We start from the raw sequence: 20,419 nt of genomic DNA, 5'->3' as shown, positions 1-20,419 counted from the left end.
GTCACGACCTGGATACGCTGTGCGAGATCGAGAAAACCGCCACCACACCTCACAGGAGAACGCCGCACTGTGTCCGACCTGTCAGAAACGTCTGTGCAGCCGCCGGCGCCCACCTCGTCGATCATTCGGTGGTTGATGCGCTACGCGCCGATTCTCCTGGCGATCTCGGTGGCACTTCGGCTCGCGTGGACGCTGCTGAGTCCGAACGGCATGAACTTCGTGGACCTGCACGTATACGTCGATGGATCGGCGGCCTTGCTCGGTGGCGACCTGTACGACTTCACGTACTCCGTGGTCACCCCGGACTTCCCGCTGCCGTTCACCTATCCGCCGTTCGCCGCTCTGGTGTTCTTTCCGCTCCACTACATCCCGTTTCCCGTCCTCGGCGTCGCCTGGCAGGTCCTGACGATCCTGGCCTTGTACGGGCTGGTGCGAATGAGCCTGACGCTGCTGTTCGGTGATGCGGCCCGTCGACCGGGGTGGCGTCCGATCGCGCTGCTCTGGACCACGGTGGGGGTGTGGTCCGAGCCGGTGCGCACCACCCTCGACTACGGGCAGGTCAACGTCTTTCTCGCGCTGGTGACGATGGCCGCGGTCACGAGTTCGCGGTGGTGGTTGTCCGGTGGGCTGGTGGGATTCGCGGCGGGCATCAAGCTGACGCCTGCCATCACCGGGCTCTACTTCTTGGCGCAGCGGCGCTGGAAGGCGGCGGCCTTCTCGGCTGTGGCGTTCGCCGGCACCGTCGCCATGAGCTTTCTGCTCATCGGCTCGGAGGCAAAGGAGTACTTCACGACGCTCCTCGGCGATGCGGACCGGATCGGGCCGGTCGGGTCCGTCTGGAATCAATCCTTGCGGGGCGCCCTGAGTCGGATCGTGGGCTACGACGTGGGTAGCGGTGTCATCTGGCTGGTCGCGGTTGCTCTCGCGACGGTCGCCGCTGTTGCCGCCTGGCGTTCCCTGAACCGTGGAGACAGGCTCGGCACCCTCGTTCTCGTCCAGCTGCTGGGCCTTCTGTTGTCGCCGATCTCCTGGTCGCACCATTGGGTGTGGGTGGTGCCGATGCTGATCTGGTTGCTGCACGGGCCGCTCGGCGGGCTTCGCGGCACCAAGGTGATCGCCGGCTACTGGATCGTCACGACCCTCGTCGGTGTGCCCTGGGTGCTCAGCTTCTTCCAGGATTCGATCTGGCTGATCTCGCGACCCGCGATTCTCTCGTGGGCGGGGACCGTCGACGTGGTCGGCGCATTCGCCGTCTTCGTGTGGGTGGCCCGGCATGGCCGGGCGCACTCCGAACCGGTCAGCGCTGGGGACTCCGAGGAGTCGCCTCGTCGATCTGTGCAGCAAGATCCAGATCCAGCTGCGTGATGCCGCCCGAAGAATGGGTGGAGAGCGTGTAGGTGACCTTGCGCCATCGGATGTCGATATCCGGATGATGGCCCGCCGCCTCCGCCAGTTCTGCGATCTTCGCGACGAGCGAGATCGCCTCCGGGAAGCTAGGTGACTCCACGGTTCTGATGATCGAATCGCCCGATCGATGCCAACTCGGCAGTTCGGCAAGGGCGGTGTCGATGAGTCCGTCCGACAGTAACTCGGCCATACCTCATGATGGTTCAGTGCGAACCGAACCCGCAATACCGAAAGATCGCGAAGTCGTCGCTGCCGCGATCGTGGTGGACGGTCGAATCCTGCTCGCGCAGCGCACCCGCCCGCCGGAGTTGGCAGGAAAGTGGGAACTGCCAGGCGGAAAGGTCGAGCCGGGGGAGACCGCGGCGCGGGCGCTGACTCGGGAGATTCGTGAGGAACTCGAACTCGAGGTGTCCGGCGCGCAGCGTATCGGGGACGACGTACAGCTTTCCGGCGGACTGGTGCTGCGGGCCTACCTGGTGAACGTGGTGTCCGGGACACCACGGGCGGTCGAGCACTCGGCACTGAGATGGGTCGATGCGGACGAACTGGAAACGATCGACCTGGTTGCGAACGATCGAGTGTGGTTGCCCGACCTGGTGGCTAGGCTGCGCGAGCCTTCTTCAGGCCGTGCTTGAGTTCTTTCTTGGAGGCGCCCTGCGCTTCGAGCTTCTTCATACGCATCACCACGACCGGGCATTTCAAGCACCGAGTCTTCTTACGGCAGCACTTCTTCTTGGGCTTGAGCCCCGACACCTTGCTGGCTTTGACCTTGCCCATCGCCTCGGCTCGGCCTTTCTGTTCACGCGTCTTTCGCACCGGTCCGGGATGCCCCGGGGTGACACTCAGGTCAGCCTACCCTGTGCGCTCGGGGGTGTTTCGCATCACTCTCTGCTGGTGGGTGACGGTCTGCGATGCGCGGTATATGGTCGATTGCAGGTAGTATCTACGTGGCCGCGATGCCCGTAACGGGCGATCCGCCCCTCGTTCAGAGGGTATTTCGGGATACCAATCCACATAGCGGCCTACCGGAGCCGTGCGATGCATCTTTCGCGTGGCCGAAATTCGATTCAGCCAGGAGAGCCATCGCGTGACCATCACCAGCTTCCGTAACGTGGCCATCGTCGCACACGTCGACCATGGCAAGACCACCCTCGTCGATGCAATGCTTCGCCAGTCCGGGGCATTCGAGGAACGCGCCGAGCTGGTCGATCGCGTCATGGACTCGGGGGACCTCGAACGCGAGAAGGGCATCACGATCCTCGCGAAGAACACCGCGGTCCACAAGCATCACGAGGACGGCTCGGTCACCGTGATCAACGTGATCGACACCCCCGGCCACGCCGACTTCGGTGGCGAGGTCGAGCGCGGCCTGTCCATGGTCGACGGTGTCGTTCTTCTCGTCGATGCCTCCGAAGGACCGCTTCCTCAGACGCGATTCGTGCTGCGTAAGGCCCTCGCCGCATCGCTGCCCGTCATTCTCGTCGTCAACAAGACCGACCGCCCCGACGCCCGTATCGAAGAGGTCGTCACCGAAGCGCAGGATCTGCTGCTCGATCTGGCTTCGGATCTTTCCGACGAAGCCGCCGAGGCTGCCGAGCTCGCTCTGGACCTGCCCGTTCTGTACGCCTCCGGGCGTGAGGGCAAGGCATCGACCCAGCAGCCCGAGAACGGTCATGCCCCGGACGCCGAGAATCTGCAGGCTCTCTTCGACGTCCTGCTCGAGAACGTCCCCGCGCCGAAGGGCAACGTCGACGCGCCGCTGCAGGCCCACGTCACCAACCTCGACGCCTCTGCCTTCCTCGGTCGTCTCGCACTCGTTCGCATTCACAACGGTGAGCTGCGCAAGGGTGAGACCGTGTCGTGGTGCCGCGAGGTCGACGGCGAGCCGGTCGTTCAGAGGGCGAAGATCACCGAGCTCCTCACCACGGTCGGCGTCGAGCGCGTGCCGGGCGAGAAGGGCGTCGCGGGAGACATCGTCGCCGTCGCCGGGTTCCCGGACATCATGATCGGTGACACGCTCGCAGACCTGGAGAACCCGGTTCCGCTGCCGCGTATCACCGTCGATCAGCCGGCCATCTCGGTCACCATCGGTACCAACACGTCGCCGCTCGTCGGCCGGGTGCAGGGTCACAAGCTGACCGCTCGCATGGTGAAGACCCGCCTCGATACCGAGCTCATCGGCAACGTGTCGCTGAAGGTTCTGGACATCGGACGCCCCGATGCCTGGGAGGTTCAGGGCCGTGGCGAACTCGCGCTCGCGATCCTCGTCGAGCAGATGCGTCGTGAAGGCTTCGAACTGACCGTCGGTAAGCCGCAGGTCGTCACCAGGCAGGTCGACGGCAAGGTGCACGAGCCCTTCGAAGAGCTCACCATCGACAGCCCCGAGGAGTACCTCGGCGCCATCACGCAGCTCCTCGCGGCTCGCAAGGGCAAGATGGTCCAGATGGCGAACCACGGCGCGGGCTGGGTTCGTATGGAGTTCGTCGTTCCCTCGCGTGGCCTCATCGGCTTCCGCACCGACTTCCTGACCGAAACGCGCGGCACGGGCATCGCCAACGCCGTGTTCGACGGTTACGGCCCGTGGGCCGGCGAGATTCGGGCGCGCCACACCGGCTCGCTCGTGTCGGACCGCACCGGATCGGTCACCCCGTTCGCCATGATCCAGTTGGCCGACCGCGGCATCTTCTTCGTCGAGCCGGGTGCCGACACCTACGAGGGCATGGTCGTGGGAATCAACCCGCGTGCCGAGGACCTCGACATCAACGTCACCCGTGAGAAGAAGCTGACCAACATGCGTCAGTCCTCGGCCGACGTCATGGAGACCCTCGCCAAGCCGAAGAAGCTCGACCTCGAAGCCGCCATGGAGTTCTGCGCGGTCGACGAATGTGTCGAGGTCACCCCCGAGGCGGTTCGTGTGCGCAAGGTGCACCTCTCGTCGACGGACCGGGCTCGTGAGCGTTCGCGTTCCAAGGCGCGTGACAAGGCAGCGCTCTAGTAGTAACCGGCACAGTGCCCCAGCGGATGTACCTTCCGGTCGATCTGTTCGACCGGAAGGTACATTCGTTTTTGCGATTGAGGATGGTGCCGTGGTTGGGATGACGCAGTGGTTGGGATGTCGGTTGTGATGGCACGGTGAACACGTTTCGAAGGGTGCGTTCGACTGCCCTGGCACTGACGGCGATCACGTCGGCGCTGCTGCTCGCGGCGTGTACGGCAGATCCGCCGCCGCCGGTGGAGAGCACGGAGACCACCACCTCGACGCCGCCCGTGTCACCGTCCGTGAAGTTGCCCGTAGTGGTTGCCATCGACGACGTCGGTGTCGGCTTCAATCCGCACCTTCTCACCGATCAGTCACCCGCCAATGCGGCCGTGAGTTCACTCGTGCTTCCGAGTCCGTTTCGGCCCGTCGCCAGTGCGGACCGCCCCGGTCGCAGTGACTGGGCACCGGACCCTGCCCTGATCGTCTCGGCCGAGATGACGTCCCAGGACCCGCCTGTCATCACGTACCAGCTTCGTAACGAGGCGCAATGGTCGGACGGGGCACCGATTGCGGCAGAAGACTTCCGGTACCTCTGGCAGCAGATGATCTCGGAGCCCGGTGTCGTCGATCCGGCGGGATATCAGCTCATCGAGGACGTCACCTCTTCCGGTGGCGGCAAGACGGTGACGGTCACCCTGCGTGATCGGTATCCGGCGTGGCGCGAACTCTTCACCGATCTTTTGCCTGCGCATCTGATCAAGGACTCGCCTGGCGGGTTCACCACGGGCCTTGCCGAGAACCTGCCGGTGTCGGGTGGGCAGTTCCACATCAAGTCGATCGACCGTGGGCGTGACGAGATTCTGCTGGAACGAAACGACCGATTCTGGGGCACCCCGGCTACTCCGGACCAGATTCTGATGCGGCGCGGTGGATCGCCGTCGCAGCTCGCGGATTCCATGCGCACCGGTGACACTCAGCTCGCGGAGGTGCACGGCGGGTCCGCCACGCTGGCTCAGCTGGCGGCCATCCCCGGTATACGTACCGGCAGCGCCTTCCAGCCGCGGTCGCTGGATCTCACATTGAACTCTCGGGTTTCCGTACTGGGCGATGTCGAAGTGCGCAGGGGTCTGCTCGATCTGCTCGATCCAGTCCTGTTGGCGACGGTCGGGGCCGGGAACGAAGCTGCAGTGGAAGTGGCAGGTTCGCTCGTCGTGCCGCCCTCCGATCCGGAATACATTGCGACCGCCCCGCCACGCCCCGTGCGTGACCAGGCGCTGGATCGTTTGGGGCAGGCCGGGTTCACGCCCGACCCGGACAACGAAGGTCTGTTGACCCGGGACGGGGAAACGCTCACACTTCCGATCGGCGTACCGGAGGGTGACCCCACCGCAGCGGCCGTGGCCAATACGGCATCCGATCAACTCCGGAGCGCTGGAGTCGATGCGACCGTCGAGCCGGTTCCGGCCGACGAAATCTACGGCGAAGCCCTGGTTTCCGGTGAGATCGCTGCTGTCGTCGGTTGGACTCGGGCGGGTTCGGATCCCGCGACCGCGCTCGTCTCGCGGTACGGCTGCCCGCCGGATCCGGGCGCCGTCCTGCCCCCGGGCGCGACCGATGCCGAGGCACGGGCCGAGGCGCCGACCAATCACTCCGGGGTGTGTGACCCCGCGCTGCAACCGGAGATCGACGCGGCGTTGCGCGGATTCGGCGATGTGGGCGCGACCCTGGCCGACGCGGACCGTCGGCTGTGGGACCTCGCCGGGGTTCTACCGATCATGCAGGACCGCACACTGGTAGCCGGCGGTCCCGGTGTCGAGGGCGCATCACTGGGTGGACCGCTGTCGGTCGGCCTGTTCTCGGACGCCGCAACCTGGTCTCGGACGCCGAAGTGACCGAGCGGCGCATTCTTCTCGTTCATGCGCACCCGGACGACGAGACGATCACGACGGGCGGAACCATCGCGCACTATGTGGCGCAAGGTGATTCGGTCACGGTGCTGACGTGCACGCTGGGTGAAGAAGGCGAAGTGATCGGTGACGACTGGGCTCACCTCGTGTCCGATCAGGCGGATCAGCTCGGCGGTTACCGCATCCTCGAACTGACTTCGGCGCTGGCGGCGCTCGGGGTCGACCGGCCTCGTTTCCTGTTGGGCGCAGGACGTTTCCGTGATTCCGGTATGGCCGGCACGCCCGCGGCGCGCAATCCTCGCGCGTTCGTGAACGCCGAGATCGAGTCCACGGTCGCTGCCTTCGTCGAGGTGATCCGGAGCCTGCGTCCTCACGTGGTGGTCACCTATGACGAGGTGGGGGGCTACGGCCACCCGGATCACATTCAGGCCCATGTGCTCGTGACCGCTGCGGTGGAAGCTGCTGGTACCGAGGCATACCCGCAGACCGGTCCTGCGTGGGACGTGCCGAAGACCTACTGGACCGTGACCGAGGCGTCCGCACTCGAAGCCGGCCTGGAACGAATCGGTGCGATCCCGGACGGCTGGCGCCTACCCGACCCCGGCGAGTTGCCGAGTGTGCCGGATTCGGTGGTTACGACCGCAGTGGACGTCGGCGACGCGATGGACGCGAAGCGAGCGGCCCTGCGGGCGCACGCCACGCAGGTGAGCGTGGCTCCCAGCGGGCGCGAGTACGCGTTGTCCAACAACATCGCGCAACCCGTGCTGGATGTCGAGCACTTCGTTCTCGTGCGAGGTGAGGCCGTAATCAGCGGTCGATCCGGCCGCGAAGACGACCTTTTCGCCGGCATTTCCTTCACCTGACAGGTCCCGAGTTCGACACGGGGCAGCGTTGCGCCGGGGGCGATGTGTGTTGTGAGTCACCACAGTGACTAATGTGGGATGTGCATCACATATTGCGAAGGGAACGAGATGTACAACTGGGATGTTCAGAACGCCATCGTCGCGTTCGTCGACATGTTTCGGCCCACCTGGCCGCAGCAGCACGAGCTGTACTACAACGCGCTGTACGGATTCGCGGACATGCAGAGTCATCTCTTGACCCTGATGGGATATCCACCGGTCTCCTGATCCAGAATTGAGGGTATGACCGCAGCGACAGACATCACGCACACCCAGCTGACGGCGCTCGATCGCGTCGTCCTGGGTGTGCTGATCTTCGACGGCTTTCTGTGCGCAGTCCTGTCGGTTCTGTTTCTTCCGCTGTACCTCGGTGGTACGCCGTTCCCCGTCACGATCCTCATCGCTGCCGTGGTCAACCTCGTGTTGGTGTGGACCGCTCGATCGGTGACGGGCCGGACCGGTTCGGCCTTTGCGCCTCTCGCGGCGTGGTTGTTCGGGTTCCTGGTGTGCATGTTCGGTGGGCCCGGCGGCGACGTCATGCTGATGCAGTCGGTGTGGACTCTGCTCCTTCTGATCGGTGCGTTGGCACCTTCCGCCGTCTTCCTGTGGAAGGTGGCCGTGACCGCCGCATTCGCGCCGGGTACCGGTTCACCCGGCGCGACGAGCAGGTAGCAGGGTCGGGCCGATCAGCTCGTTTCGTTGCGCCGGAGTTCGGGTACGTGGAGGCTTACGGGTACGGGGAGGCCTACTGCATCCGACCGAGGAGCTCTCATGGCAGAACCGAATTTCACGACGGACGACGCGGGAATCCCGGTCGTCAGCGACGAACATTCGCTCACGATCGGCCCCGACGGGCCGATACTCCTACAGGACCACTATCTGATCGAGAAGATGGCCCAGTTCAACCGGGAGCGCGTGGCAGAACGTCAGCCGCACGCCAAAGGTGGTGGAGCGTTCGGCCACTTCGAGGTCACGAACGACGTGAGTGCCTACACGAAGGCCGACCTTTTCCAGCCCGGTAAGAAGACCGACATGCTGATCCGGTTCAGCACGGTCGCGGGGGAGCGTGGCAGCCCGGACACGTGGCGTGACCCCCGTGGTTTCGCGATCAAGTTCTACACCGACCAGGGAAATTACGACATGGTCGGCAATAACACCCCCGTCTTCTTCATGCGGGACCCGATGAAGTTCCAGGACTTCATCCGGTCCCAGAAGCGGCGAGCCGACAACAACCTCCGCGACCACGACATGCAGTGGGATTTCTGGACACTGTCACCCGAATCTGCCCACCAGGTGACGTGGCTGATGGGTGATCGGGGTATTCCACGGACCTGGCGTCACATGAACGGGTATTCGAGTCATACCTACATGTGGGTGAATGCGAAAGGTGAGAAGTTCTGGGTCAAGTATCACTTCGTCACCGACCAGGGCGTCGAGTACTTCACACAGCACGAGGCGGATCAGATGGCGTCCATGGACACGGATTACCACACCCGTGATCTCTGGGAACACATCGAGGCGGGGAAGTATCCGAGCTGGACGCTGAAGATGCAGATCATGCCGTTCGCCGACGCCGACAACTATCGCTTCAATCCCTTCGATCTCACGAAGGTGTGGCCGCACGGCGACTACCCGCTGATCGAGGTGGGCAGGATGACTCTCGACCGCAATCCGGCCGACTACCACTGCGACATCGAACAGGCCGCCTTCGAGCCGAGCAACCTCGTCCCGGGCATCGGCACCAGCCCGGACAAGATGTTGGTGGGACGACTGTTCTCGTACCCGGATGCGCATCGCTACCGAATCGGCGCGAATTACAAGGAACTGCCGGTCAACGCTCCGCACGTCCCGGTTCGGTCCTATTCGAAGGACGGCAATCTGCGTCACCGCAATCCCGGCGACCCGGTGTACGTACCGAACTCGAAGGGCGGTCCGCATGCCGATCCGAGTCAGGTCGGTGCCACCGCCACCTGGCAGCCGACCGGTGACATGGTCCGCACTGCCAACACCCTGCACGCCGAGGACGACGACTGGGGTCAGGCCGGAACCATGGTTCGAGAGGTCCTCGACGATGCTGCGCGTGATCGGCTCGTCGACAACATCGTCGGCCACCTGCTGAACGGAGTCACCGATTCGGTCCTGGGCCGTGCTTTCGAGTACTGGCACAACGTGGATGCGGATCTCGGCAAGCGGGTGAAGGACGGCGTACACGCGAAACAGAACGAGAAGGATCCGAAGGCGGACAGTCAGTCCAATCCGGCGCGCAGCAGTGCACAGGAGAAGGCCTGAGCGTTCGGCCACGGCCGGGCGATACCGCACACTGTAGAAATGTCGAACGACGAGCTGGCCGGGTATCGGATAGCGGTGACCGCGGAGCGCCGTGCCGAGGAGTTCATCACGCTTCTGGAGCGGCACGGCGCCGACGTGGGTCATACCCCCGCGATCCACGTTCTGCCGCTCGCCGACGACTCACAGCTGCGTGAGACCACCGACGCGGTGCTCGCAGCGCCACCGGAACTGACGATCATCTCGACGGCACTCGGCTTTCGTGGCTGGATCGATGCTGCGTCCGACCGGGGTAAGGGCGACGCTCTGCTGGAGGCGCTGGGCAGAGGGAAGATCATCACCCGCGGGCCGAAGGCGAAGGGCGCGGTTCGCGGCGCCGGCCTTCGTGAGGATTGGTCGCCGGACACGGAGTCCTCGGAGGGGGTGCTCGATCATCTGAAGGAGGAAGGCGTCGCGGGTCGGCGAATCCTGGTGCAGCGGCACGGCACGATCACCGAGTGGGAGCCGATCGTCGACCTCGGCGAGTCCCTGTCGGCGCTGGGGGCGCTCGTTACCGCGATCTCCGTGTATCGGTGGGAGAGGCCGGGCGACCAGCAGCCGATGCGTGCGCTCGTCGAGTCCATCGTGTCGGGTGACGTGGATGCGGTCACGTTCACGAGTGCCCCTGCCGTGTCCTCCCTGCTGAGCACGGCACAGGACCTGGATGCGGTGGATCGCGTGGTCGCCGAGTTCCGAGAGCGGGTGGTTCCGGTATGTGTCGGCTCGGTGACGGCCTCGCCGTTCGATGCGCTCGGAGTGCCGACGATGCAACCTGCCAGGCCGCGGCTGGGAAGTCTTGCCAAATACATCATCGAGGAGTTGCCGCAGCGCCGACCACCCCGAGCCCGGGACTCAGGGCAATAGCCCGGCAGTTCGGGCCGCAGTGGTGAGAACGGATTCGAGCATCGGAGGCGTGAGGCGTCCGGTGAACGTGTTCTGTTGGCTCACGTGAAAACACCCGTACAGATCGAGGGGTATGTCACCGGAGAGTTCGACGTGCGCGCCGTGCCCGAATATAGGCCGCGGCTTCGGAATTTCCCAACCCGACTCGGCGAGTACGGGAAGTAGTGCCTGCCAGCCGAACCCGCCGAGCACGATCACGGACCGCAGAGTCGGCTTCATCAGTTCGAGTTCGGTGTCGAGCCAATGCCGACAGTTGTCCCGTTCCTCCGTTGTGGGCTTGTTGGCCGGGGGTGCGCAGTGGACCGGTGAGGTGATGCGGACGCCCCTCAATTCGAGACCGTCGTCGATCCGGGTGGCGGTCGGCTGATTCGCCAGTCCGACGGCGTGGAGTGCGGCGTAGAGGAAGTCACCACTTCGGTCGCCGGTGAACATTCGACCTGTCCGGTTCGCCCCGTGGGCCGCAGGTGCGAGTCCGACGATCAGCAGCGACGCGTCTGCCGGTCCGAATCCGGGGACCGGCCTGCCCCAGTAGGTTTCGTTCGCGAATGCAGCACGTTTCTCGTCGGCAACCTTTTCTCGCCATTCGACGAGTCGTGGACATGCCCGGCACTCGGTGAGTTCGGTGTCCATCGCGGCGAGGTCTAGCGGCGTGCCCATACGTCACCTCCGCCCGGAGTGACCGCCTCGACGAGCGCCCAGGCGTCGTCGGCCGGGATGTCGGTGACGACGTATTTTCCGACTCCCGCCGGCGTCGCGGCGATCAGGGTGGCCACCCCTGCGCGGCGCTGAAAGAAGGTCTGGCGAACCGTCCACCCGATGATGCCGTCTGCGGCGAGGCTGTGGCGCGCTCGGTCCAGCGAGCCGCTACGGGTTATCAGCCACCCCGGAAGTACGGTGTGGCCGAGTCCGCGATAGCGATCCCAGGCGAGGCCGAGGGCACAGACCAGCAGGACTGCGGTCGCTGCCCACGCGCTCCAGTGAACGGCACGTCCCCACGCTGTGAGCCCTACGAGAACGGCAGCGAGGACCAGGGGAAAAGCCAGGGCGCGGGTGAATCTACGGCGGCGTGCGACCGGACCGTGCGCTTCGAGTCGTACGGCGGCCTGACGTTCGTCTCCGATCACGGTGGCCATCACGCGTTCGCATTCGCCGCGAGGTGCCTGGGGGAGCAGGAGCGAGGACTCGCCCTTCTCGGCGCTGACGCCGGTCATGATCGCGTCGAGCTTCGCGCCCCCGGCCGCTCGCAGGAGCAGTGGCTCCTTGATCGTCGTGCCGCGCAGTCGAGCTCGGTCCAGGGTCGTCTGCCGAGTCGAGATCAGGCCGTGGCTCACGTGCAGAATGCGGCCGTCGTCGGTGAGTGTCATCGCCCCGAACGTGACCAGATATCGAACACACGCGATCGTGCTCGCCACCGCGAGCAGGACGGCGAGGCCGCCGATGACGAGGAGTGCGATGCCGAAGTGCTCCACCTCTGCGACGCCGTCCGAGATCCGGGACGTGTCGATCGCGTTCGCCGCACCGTACTGGAACGCGATGCCCACCACTGCGGCGATGGTGGCGATGCCCGTTATCGAGAACGGCGCGTAGCGCACCCACGACGGGCGCCAGTGCCCGATTTCGGTGCCGGCCGCAGCGTGTTGCTCCACCTGCCCGGCAGTGTCGGAGATCGCCGTCTCGCGGGCTGGAGCAATGTCCGTATGTGCAGCATGCGTCAGCAAAGTCTCACGGAGGTCGGGCACGACCGACGCGGCGAGTGCATTGAGCTCGAACCGATTCGAATCCGTTCGGCTCCCAGCTTGCTGGCCGGTGCCGATGCGAACCACGGACAGTCCGAGCAGGCGGTGCAGCGGCTTGGCTTCCACATCGACCGACCGGATACGCGACCGCGGAACCGAGAGCAGTCGCTTCTGGAACATGCCGCGCCGAAGCTGTACGTGCACCGGGCCGATTCGGTATGTGGTGGTGAACCATCGCGCCAGGCCGAGCAGAACGGACAGGAGTACGACACCCAAGCCCCACAGGTGATTTCCGCTGCGACTCCCGAGCAGAAAGGACACCAGCAGAACCGGGAGAAACTTGATCACTTCGTCCACCGGGTGGACCAGCAGCATTCGTCGGTCGAGACGCAACCAGGCCTGTTCGTCCTCACGAACGAGGGCGTCGTCCGTGTCGTCTTCGGCCGGAGCCGAACCGAAGGGCTCGGTCATGTGGCGTCGCTCGCGTTCTGCTGCGCGATCTCCGTCAGTCGAGCGACGGTTCTGTCCGCGACAGAAAGGTCGAGGCCGACGATCTGGACGGCACCCGCGGACGAAGCGGTGGTGACGGTGACCGTCGCGAGCCCGAGCATCCGCTCGAGTGGCCCTCGTTCGGTGTCCACGGTCTGGATACGCGAGATCGGCGCAATGCGACGCTCCTGGTCGAACCAGCCGGTACGTGTGTACACCGCTGTGTCGCTGATTTCCCACCGATGCACTCGGAAGCGCCACGGGGGCACGATCGTGACGTGTGCGAGGCCGGCGAGGAGCGCCGCCACCACGATGACCACATGCACCCAGGTCGGCCAGAAACCGATGGCGGCCGCCACGATCGCGACCACGAGGACCGGAACCCAGATCGAGATCGCCTGGATCGCCCACAACTGTTTGGCCTTGGGGCTGGGGCGCCACATGGGGTCGGCCATGGTCACGGTCGGCGGTCTCGTCATGGCTTCACTTTCGCCGAGGCTGGCTGTTCTGTCGACATGGCACATATCGTGGGAGACCCCGAAGTCGAAAGGAGGAGGACTCACGTGACCGAATTCGATGCCACGAACTCTCCGGAGGTGCCGGAGGCGGACAGGCTGGAACAGAGCCTCGACGTCGGTGACGCTGCCACGACCGAGTCGGTGGACGGCGCCCCCTTGGAGGCGAACGAGGCGGATGCCGCCGAGCAGAACATCGCCGTACCGGACGACGAGGACTACCCGCGCAGTTGACCTGCGTCCAGTTGACCAGCACCGTGGGACTGTCGGAACCACCCGGGGTGGCCGGGGGCGGCGATCATGGCGCATGATCGCTGGGTGACCCATTCAGGTGATGATTCCGGCAGCCCCGCGATGCTTCCGATGCCGGGTGTTCCGGTGTCCGCGAACAATGCGAATGCTCAGCTCCCATCGGAGACGCCCCCACCTACCGCGTCGGCCATGCGGCGTGTGTTGCGACGCGCACGTGACGGCGCCACCCTCAACGTGACGGAAGCGACGACGCTCCTTCAGGCGCGCGGCGAAGATCTCGCCGATCTGTGTTCTTCGGCGGCCAAGGTTCGTGACGCCGGACTGCTCGCGGCCGGCCGGCCGAAGGCAGTCACCTATTCGCGCAAAGTGTTCATCCCGCTCACCCGCTTGTGCCGAGACAAGTGCCACTACTGCACCTTCGTGACCGTTCCAGGCAAGCTGCGGTCCGAGGGAAGCGGCATGTACCTGGAGCCCGACGAGATTCTCGAGATAGCCCGGCAGGGTGCCGAGTTGGGTTGCAAGGAAGCGCTGTTCACGCTCGGCGACCGGCCGGAGGACCGGTGGCCCGAGGCGGCCCAGTGGCTCGACGAGCGCGGATACGACTCCACTCTCGACTACCTGCGCGCGATGTCGATTCGTGTACTCGAAGAGACCGGCCTGCTGCCGCACCTCAATCCCGGTGTCATGGGGTGGGAAGAGATTTCGCGTCTCAAGCCCGTTGCGCCGTCGATGGGCATGATGCTCGAGACCACATCCACCCGGTTGTTCACGGACAAGGGGGAGTGCCACTACGGAAGTCCCGACAAGGATCCGGCTGTCAGGTTGCGCACGCTGACCGATGCGGGCCGTCTCAACGTTCCCTTCACGACCGGGATTCTGGTGGGTATCGGCGAGACGTTCGCCGAACGTGCGGAGTCGATCATGGCAATCCGCAAATCTCACAAGGCGTTCGGGCACGTCCAGGAAGTGATAGTGCAGAACTTCCTGGCCAAGCCCGACACAGTCATGCGTGACACCCCCGATGCGGGACTCGAGGAGTTCACCGCTGCAATCGCGGTGTCGCGTCTGCTGCTGGGGCCGGGAATGCGCATCCAATCTCCGCCGAACCTGGTGTCGGCGCAGGAGTGCCGCGCACTCCTCGGTGCGGGTGTGGACGATTGGGGCGGGGTGTCGCCGTTGACTCCGGACCACGTCAACCCCGAACGGCCGTGGCCGAACCTCGACACGCTGGCCGAGATCACCGCGGAAGCCGGTTTCGAGCTGACCGAGAGAACCGCTGCGCAGCCGCAGTACGTCCTTGCCGGTTCGCCCTGGATCGACCCGCGCATCACCGCGCACGTGCAGTCTCTTGCCGATCCCGCGACCGGGCTCGCGAAGGCGGACACCAAGCCGGTCGGTTTGCCCTGGCAGGAGCCGGACGAGTCGTGGGAGTCGACGGGCCGAGTCGACCTCAACACCGAGATCGACACCGACGGCCGTAACACCGACACCCGGAGTGACCTGGGTAGTGCGTTCGGCGACTGGGACACCGTGCGCGAGCAGGTGCTCGAACTCAGTGCCCCTTCACGGGTCGACACCACCGTCGTCGCAGCCTTGCGTGCGGCCGAGCGCGATCCCGCCGCCCTGACCGACGACGAGTACCTCGCGCTGGCCACGGCGGAAGGCCCAGGACTCGAAGCGGTGGTCGCGTTGGCCGATTCACTGCGCAAGGAAGCGGTCGGCGACGACGTCACGTACGTCGTCAACCGGAACATCAACTTCACCAACATCTGCTACACCGGTTGTCGGTTCTGCGCGTTCGCGCAGCGTAAGGGGGATGCGGACGCATTCACCCTTTCGACGGACGATGTCGCGGACCGGGCCTGGGAAGCGCACGTGGCCGGCGCCTCGGAGGTCTGCATGCAGGGCGGGATCGACCCCGAACTGCCGGTGACGGGCTACGCAGACCTCGTGCGGGCGGTGAAGAAGCGGGTGCCGTCGATGCACGTTCACGCGTTCAGCCCGATGGAGATCGTCAACGGCGCTTCGCGAGGCGGCCAGAGCGTGCGGGACTGGCTGACCGAACTGCGTGAAGCCGGGCTGGACACCATCCCGGGCACTGCGGCCGAGATTCTGGACGACGAGGTCCGCTGGGTGCTCACGAAGGGCAAGCTGCCGACCGCGACCTGGATCGACGTCGTCACCACCGCGCACGAAGTGGGTCTGCGATCCAGTTCGACCATGATGTACGGCCACGTCGACAGTCCACGGCATTGGGTCGGCCACTTGCGGGTGCTGCGCGGGATTCAGGACCGGACGGGCGGATTCACCGAGTTCGTGCCGCTCCCGTTCGTGCATCAGAGTGCGCCCCTCTACCTCGCGGGAGCCTCGCGACCTGGGCCGACGAACCGAGACAACCGCGCAGTGCACGCTCTGGCCCGTATCATGTTGCACGGCAGCATCGACAATATTCAGACCAGTTGGGTCAAGCTCGGGATCACCGGAACCCAGGTGATGCTGCAGGGCGGTGCGAACGATCTCGGTGGAACATTGATGGAGGAAACGATCTCCAGAATGGCCGGTTCCGAGCACGGGTCGGAGAAGACTGTCGAGGAACTCCGCGAGATCGCGGAGGGCATCGGACGGCCTGCCCGTGAGCGCACCACCACGCATGCGAGGCGCACAGGAAAGGATTCGGCAGCATGAGTTCGAAGGACGTACTCGGAGATCGACGCGTTGTCAGTGTTCTCGACCGGGCCGTGTGGGGCATCAACCCCGTGCTCGACCTCGCCTACACCGACCCACTCGGACTGAAGGCCCGCACGTTCGTCCCCACCGAAGCGGAACGGGGCGTTGCCGAGGTCGTTCTCGACGGCGCTGCTCGGGTGCTCGACGCGATTCGCTTTCCTGGCACGGACGCGTGGGGCAAGGCGACCGCGGACGAGCGTGCTCGGTGGTGGGTGAGTCGACTCGGTGCCGTCAACACCATCGCGGTGGCGTTTCCCGGCATGTTCGGTGTGCTGCTCAACCGGCTTCCCATCCAGGAACTGCTCGGATTCGCCAATCAGGCCGTGGTCCTCGTCGCCGTGGCCCGTGAGCACGGGGTGACCGACCGCTCGGACCAGGTGGATCTGCTCGCGGCCGTGTTGTGTCGCCGAGAGGTCGACGCGCACGTCCTTCCCAATCCACAGTCGCAGGACGATTCGGATGCCGGAGCGCGATCCTGGCAGCCCTTCGCGGTGGTCGGGAACCTGATCGGGACGGCTCGCATCTTCAGGGCGATCAGTGGCGAACTCGAGAAGCGGCCACAGCCCGGCAAGGTCTACTCGCTCCTCGGAAACCTGCCCATCGTCGGCGCAGTGGCTGGTTACCTCGGTGAACGCGGTGCTCTGGTTCGCGCGGCGGACAAGGGTGAGAAATGGATCTCGGGCCGAAAGGCTCGCGGATTGTCCGGCCGTGGTGCACAGAGCCAGGCGGAAACCGCGGCCCCTCGCCTCTGATCAGGTAACCCTTAGCGGATTCGGGCGTGGGGAGCAGAGCATACTAATGTTTCCCTCGGAATCCTGGCGGTTTGTCTCGATTCCCCCGAGTCGACTAGCCGATTAGTCGATCAGTCAGGCCAGAAAGGTAGGAGTGCAGCGGTGACCTACATAATTGCGGAACCGTGCGTGGATGTGTTGGACAAGGCATGTATCGAAGAGTGCCCTGTCGACTGCATCTACGAGGGCGGACGGATGTTGTACATCCATCCCGACGAATGTGTGGATTGCGGCGCCTGCGAACCTGTATGTCCCGTCGAGGCGATCTTCTACGAGGACGACACGCCGGACCAGTGGAACGGCTACATCAGCGCCAACGTCGACTTCTTCGACGATCTCGGTTCGCCGGGTGGCGCGGCGAAGCTCGGCAAGGTCGACTTCGATCCGCCGCTGATCAAGGCTCTGCCACCGATGGGCGAGGAATAGCGGTTGTCTCGAACTCCAGTTGCCAGGGCTCTACCCGACTTTCCCTGGGACTCGTTGGAGGGCGCCAAGTCCAAGGCTGCGGCGCATCCGGAGGGCATCGTCAATCTCTCGGTGGGGACACCCGTCGACCCGGTGGCGCCTGTCATTCGGGAGGCGCTCAGCGCTGTCGCGGAGAAGCCCGGTTACCCCACGACGCACGGCACGGATGCGCTGCGTGGCGCCGCGGTGGGTGCGTTGGCACGGCGGTACGGCATCAGCGGGCTCGAGAGCGACGCCATCCTGCCGGCAATCGGTACCAAGGAACTGATCGCGTGGCTGCCCAGGCTTCTCGGTCTCGGAGCCGACGATCTCGTCGTCATCCCCGAGTTGGCCTACCCGACCTACGAAGTGGGTGCACTGCTGGCGGGTGCGCGCATCATTCGGGCAGACGGCCTCAACCGATTGGGTCCCGAGCGGGCTTCGTTGATCTTCGTCAATTCGCCGTCGAACCCGACGGGCAAGGTGCTGGGCCTCGACCATCTGCGCAAGGTGGTCGGATGGGCGCGCGAACGTGACGCCATCGTCGTCTCCGACGAGTGCTATCTGGGGCTTACCTGGGAAGGCGAAGCCCTCTCGATTCTCGACGAGCGGGTCAACGATGGTGATCTCACCAACCTTCTCGCCGTCCACTCGCTGTCCAAGACATCCAATCTCGCGAGCTACCGGGCGGGCTTCGTCACCGGCGACCCGGCCCTGGTTGCCGAGTTGCTCGAGGTCCGCAAGCATGCGGGCATGATGGTGCCGCTGCCGATTCAGTCGGCGATGACGGCGGCCCTGAACGACGACGAGCACGAGAACGAGCAGCGCGAGCGGTACCGGCACCGACGCGACGTTCTGCTCACGGCCGTGCGTAAGGCCGGTTTCACGGTTGACGACTCCGAAGCCGGCCTGTACCTGTGGGCCACCCGCGACGAGGCCTGCCGTGACACGGTCGAGTGGTTCGCCGAACGCGGCATTCTCGTGGCGCCCGGCGAGTTCTACGGACCTCGTGGCGGGAAGCATGTCCGGATCGCATTGACTGCGAGCGACGAGCGAATTGCCACTGCCGCCGAGCGACTCCTGGCCTGACGACGCATGTCCGGAAACTTCTCGATCGATCAGGCCCTGGCGGAACTCGACGCACTCGAGGACCCCAAGGTTCGTGCGGCCAACGAGAAGCGCGGCGACGACCACGGCATGAATCTCGGCAAGCTACGAGCCCTTGCGAAGAAGATTCGGACCGACCACGACCTGGCAACCGAGTTGTGGGACCACGGTACGTCGGCGCGGCTGCTGGCATTGCTGATCTGCCGTCCGCGGCAGTACTCCGCAGCAGACATCGATGCGATGGTGCGTTCGGAACACGCACCGAAGGTGCACGATTGGCTCGTCAACTACGTCGCGAAGAAGTCGCCGCACGCCGAGGAACTGCGGGTTGCGTGGTTCGATGATCCGAACCCTGTGGTGGCCTCGGTCGGCTGGGCACTCACCACCGAACGGGTGGTGAAGAAACCCGAGGGCATCGATCTCGCCGGGCTGCTCGATCTGATCGAACGTGACATGCGTGAGGCGCCCGCGAACCTTCAGTGGTCGATGAACGAGACCCTCGCGCAGATCGGGATTCATCACCCACAGCTTCGGACTCGGGCCCTCGAGATCGGCGAATCGCTGCAGGTGCTCGCTGACTACCCGACGTCGCCGGGATGCACGTCGCCCTTCGCGCCGATCTGGATCAACGAAATGGTTCGTCGTCAGGAAGCGTGACTGCACACCAGCATTTGATTGGCGTCACGCTGAAACTCGTAGTCGACCTTGACGATTCGCGTCTCGATATCACGGCTTCTCAGTTCTTTGCACAGTGAGTCCATCTCGGGGTAGGTCTCCGCTGATGCTGTTGACACCAGCGGGAAAATTCGGAATTCACCGCGAGAGATCCGCGCCAGCTCTGTAATCGCATCGACATGAAACGCATGATCGAGTCTGTCGGTGTAGCTGAACAACAGATGCGAGCTGAGAACGAGGTCGAAGCTTCTGTCGGCGAAGGGAAGTGACGGCAGGCGGCCCGCCACATAGCGTTCCGGGTGCTCGCGAACATCGGTGGCGAAGCTGCGGGCAGCTCGCTGTCGGGAGACTTGGTGCTCGGCCGGATCGGCAAAGAACTTCCAGACGTAGTCGTTCGCGTTCTCGCTAACGTACGTATTGCCGCGATCTGCCTCGGACTGTGCCAAAGCGGCCAGCTCGTCGGGTGTTCGACCGGAGTACACGAGGTCACACGCAGTCGCGTGGCCACCCAGAGAATTCACCTCACTCACGAAACCTGCTGCGCCGGCAGGGCAATCGAGAATTTGGGCGGACAGGTCCTCGCGCGAGAGCGAGAACATCGCCCGGTACTCCTCGAAGGACCGAGAACTGACGAGAGTTTCGCCGATGGATGACATTGGTGGTGGATCCTTACGGGGGAGAGTCTCAGCGATCCCGAACTTCCGGACCACTGAAGTCAGAGGACTGCGGCCGCGCGAAGCGCCGGCCGTGAATACGCAGGTTATGGCCACTAGAAGTGGTGCCACCAGAACTGCGTAACAGTCGTCATGGTCGAAGTGAATCACACGAGTCGGGCACCGAGCGACCGAAATAGCTCTTGACTCGAACGGGTGTTCGAACTAAGATTTTGTGTATGGGGTCGGGGGACGCTTTTACAGGGGTGGATGATCAGTTGGCCGATGATGCGTGGCGGTTGGCGGATCGGGTGTTGTGCGATTCGGTGCTCGAGTTGTCATCGCAGATTGCGGTGTTGGAGGCGCGGCGGGTCCGTTTGGTGGCGGAGGTCGATTCCCGTTGCCGGGTGGAGGTGCTCGGGTATCGGAATGCGAAGTTGTGGTTGGCGCATTCGACGTTGTTGGAGGTCGGTGCTGCAGGCCGGTTGATCGCCTTGGGTGCCGGGTTGGTGCGGTTTCCCGCGATCGGGGCGGCATTGGATGCCGGGCAGATGTCCATTGCGCTTGCGGGGTTGATCGTGGGGTTCTGCGAGAACCCACCGGCAG

General features: G+C 64.7%; 22 protein-coding genes. 16 read left to right on the top strand and 6 right to left on the bottom strand.

Going from position 1 to position 20,419, the window contains the following annotated elements:
* The first annotated feature begins 135 nt into the window (after positions 1-135).
* Entirely contained in the window at positions 136-1,365 is a 1,230-nt protein-coding gene (locus tag ACZI8R_RS18565) for a mannosyltransferase (RefSeq protein ID WP_463381222.1), read from the top strand.
* On the opposite strand, the gene ACZI8R_RS18560 is transcribed toward ACZI8R_RS18565, so the two are convergent.
* Positions 1,298-1,597 carry a 4a-hydroxytetrahydrobiopterin dehydratase gene (locus ACZI8R_RS18560; RefSeq protein ID WP_463381133.1) on the bottom strand — a complete coding sequence of 100 codons (300 nt, stop codon included), beginning with the start codon at positions 1,595-1,597 and terminating at the stop codon, positions 1,298-1,300. The genes ACZI8R_RS18565 and ACZI8R_RS18560 overlap by 68 nt on opposite strands.
* A gap of 16 nt (positions 1,598-1,613) precedes the next feature.
* Here ACZI8R_RS18560 and ACZI8R_RS18555 point away from each other — a divergent pair, with 16 nt between their 5' ends.
* A complete protein-coding gene (locus ACZI8R_RS18555) occupies positions 1,614-2,042 on the top strand; it encodes an NUDIX domain-containing protein (protein ID WP_463381132.1) in 429 nt (142 codons plus the stop codon).
* Here ACZI8R_RS18555 and ACZI8R_RS18550 read toward each other — a convergent pair.
* Entirely contained in the window at positions 2,008-2,223 is a 216-nt protein-coding gene (locus tag ACZI8R_RS18550; protein WP_463381231.1) for a hypothetical protein, read from the bottom strand. The two genes, ACZI8R_RS18555 and ACZI8R_RS18550, sit on opposite strands and share 35 nt — an antisense overlap.
* Before the next feature lie 271 nt (positions 2,224-2,494).
* Here ACZI8R_RS18550 and typA point away from each other — a divergent pair, with 271 nt between their 5' ends.
* The 7 genes from typA (at position 2,495) to ACZI8R_RS18515 (ending at position 10,385) form a co-directional block, all read left to right on the top strand.
* Positions 2,495-4,402: a translational GTPase TypA gene (gene typA, locus ACZI8R_RS18545; RefSeq protein ID WP_463381131.1), complete on the top strand. Its 1,908-nt coding sequence runs from the start codon at positions 2,495-2,497 to the stop codon at positions 4,400-4,402.
* Positions 4,403-4,557: 155 nt separating this feature from the next.
* Positions 4,558-6,279, top strand: coding sequence for an ABC transporter family substrate-binding protein (locus tag ACZI8R_RS18540; protein WP_463381130.1), 1,722 nt, complete (start codon positions 4,558-4,560; stop codon positions 6,277-6,279).
* Positions 6,276-7,157: an N-acetyl-1-D-myo-inositol-2-amino-2-deoxy-alpha-D-glucopyranoside deacetylase gene (mshB, locus tag ACZI8R_RS18535; protein WP_463381129.1), complete on the top strand. Its 882-nt coding sequence runs from the start codon at positions 6,276-6,278 to the stop codon at positions 7,155-7,157. Before ACZI8R_RS18540 ends, mshB begins: the two co-directional genes overlap by 4 nt.
* Before the next feature lie 108 nt (positions 7,158-7,265).
* Entirely contained in the window at positions 7,266-7,424 is a 159-nt protein-coding gene (locus ACZI8R_RS18530; RefSeq protein WP_463381128.1) for a hypothetical protein, read from the top strand.
* A gap of 15 nt (positions 7,425-7,439) precedes the next feature.
* Positions 7,440-7,868, top strand: a complete 429-nt coding sequence (locus ACZI8R_RS18525) for a hypothetical protein (protein WP_463381127.1) — start codon at positions 7,440-7,442, stop codon at positions 7,866-7,868.
* A gap of 99 nt (positions 7,869-7,967) precedes the next feature.
* Positions 7,968-9,485 (top strand): catalase, encoded by a 1,518-nt coding sequence (locus ACZI8R_RS18520; RefSeq protein WP_463381126.1) that lies wholly within the window; start codon positions 7,968-7,970, stop codon positions 9,483-9,485.
* Between the two features lie 39 nt (positions 9,486-9,524).
* Positions 9,525-10,385 (top strand): uroporphyrinogen-III synthase, encoded by an 861-nt coding sequence (locus ACZI8R_RS18515; RefSeq protein WP_463381125.1) that lies wholly within the window; start codon positions 9,525-9,527, stop codon positions 10,383-10,385.
* On the opposite strand, the gene ACZI8R_RS18510 is transcribed toward ACZI8R_RS18515, so the two are convergent.
* The 3 genes from ACZI8R_RS18510 to ACZI8R_RS18500 are packed head-to-tail and all read right to left on the bottom strand — an operon-like array spanning position 10,374 to position 13,128.
* The gene (locus tag ACZI8R_RS18510; RefSeq protein ID WP_463381124.1) at positions 10,374-11,081 is read right to left on the bottom strand and encodes a uracil-DNA glycosylase; all 708 of its coding nucleotides are present in this window, start codon (positions 11,079-11,081) and stop codon (positions 10,374-10,376) included. The genes ACZI8R_RS18515 and ACZI8R_RS18510 overlap by 12 nt on opposite strands.
* Positions 11,066-12,631 carry a PH domain-containing protein gene (locus ACZI8R_RS18505; protein WP_463381123.1) on the bottom strand — a complete coding sequence of 522 codons (1,566 nt, stop codon included), beginning with the start codon at positions 12,629-12,631 and terminating at the stop codon, positions 11,066-11,068. Before ACZI8R_RS18505 ends, ACZI8R_RS18510 begins: the two co-directional genes overlap by 16 nt.
* Positions 12,628-13,128, bottom strand: a complete 501-nt coding sequence (locus ACZI8R_RS18500) for a PH domain-containing protein (RefSeq protein ID WP_463381122.1) — start codon at positions 13,126-13,128, stop codon at positions 12,628-12,630. The genes ACZI8R_RS18505 and ACZI8R_RS18500 overlap by 4 nt, the downstream gene beginning before the upstream one ends.
* 84 nt (positions 13,129-13,212) lie before the next feature.
* On the opposite strand from ACZI8R_RS18500, the gene ACZI8R_RS18495 reads away from it, so the two are divergent.
* The 6 genes from ACZI8R_RS18495 (at position 13,213) to ACZI8R_RS18470 (ending at position 19,142) form a co-directional block, all read left to right on the top strand.
* The gene (locus ACZI8R_RS18495; RefSeq protein ID WP_463381121.1) at positions 13,213-13,398 is read left to right on the top strand and encodes a hypothetical protein; all 186 of its coding nucleotides are present in this window, start codon (positions 13,213-13,215) and stop codon (positions 13,396-13,398) included.
* A 66-nt stretch (positions 13,399-13,464) separates the two neighbouring features.
* A complete protein-coding gene (locus ACZI8R_RS18490) occupies positions 13,465-16,101 on the top strand; it encodes a bifunctional FO biosynthesis protein CofGH (protein WP_463381120.1) in 2,637 nt (878 codons plus the stop codon).
* Positions 16,098-16,895, top strand: coding sequence for a hypothetical protein (locus ACZI8R_RS18485; protein ID WP_463381119.1), 798 nt, complete (start codon positions 16,098-16,100; stop codon positions 16,893-16,895). The genes ACZI8R_RS18490 and ACZI8R_RS18485 overlap by 4 nt, the downstream gene beginning before the upstream one ends.
* Before the next feature lie 141 nt (positions 16,896-17,036).
* On the top strand, positions 17,037-17,360 hold the full coding sequence (gene fdxA / locus ACZI8R_RS18480) for a ferredoxin (protein WP_463381118.1): 324 nt from the start codon (positions 17,037-17,039) through the stop codon (positions 17,358-17,360).
* 3 nt (positions 17,361-17,363) lie between these two features.
* Positions 17,364-18,467, top strand: coding sequence for a succinyldiaminopimelate transaminase (gene dapC / locus ACZI8R_RS18475; protein WP_463381117.1), 1,104 nt, complete (start codon positions 17,364-17,366; stop codon positions 18,465-18,467).
* A 6-nt stretch (positions 18,468-18,473) separates the two neighbouring features.
* Positions 18,474-19,142, top strand: coding sequence for a DNA alkylation repair protein (locus tag ACZI8R_RS18470; protein WP_463381116.1), 669 nt, complete (start codon positions 18,474-18,476; stop codon positions 19,140-19,142).
* Here ACZI8R_RS18470 and ACZI8R_RS18465 read toward each other — a convergent pair.
* A complete protein-coding gene (locus tag ACZI8R_RS18465) occupies positions 19,130-19,606 on the bottom strand; it encodes a methyltransferase domain-containing protein (RefSeq protein WP_463381115.1) in 477 nt (158 codons plus the stop codon). The genes ACZI8R_RS18470 and ACZI8R_RS18465 overlap by 13 nt on opposite strands.
* Positions 19,607-20,052: 446 nt before the next feature.
* On the opposite strand from ACZI8R_RS18465, the gene ACZI8R_RS18460 reads away from it, so the two are divergent.
* Positions 20,053-20,419: DUF222 domain-containing protein (locus tag ACZI8R_RS18460; RefSeq protein WP_463381114.1), on the top strand; the 367-nt coding region annotated here is incomplete at its 3' end.

Source organism: Rhodococcus huquni (assembly GCF_055231055.1).
The sequence above is the reverse complement of the archived record's forward strand: the minus strand, read 5'-3'. Positions and strand labels throughout refer to the sequence as shown.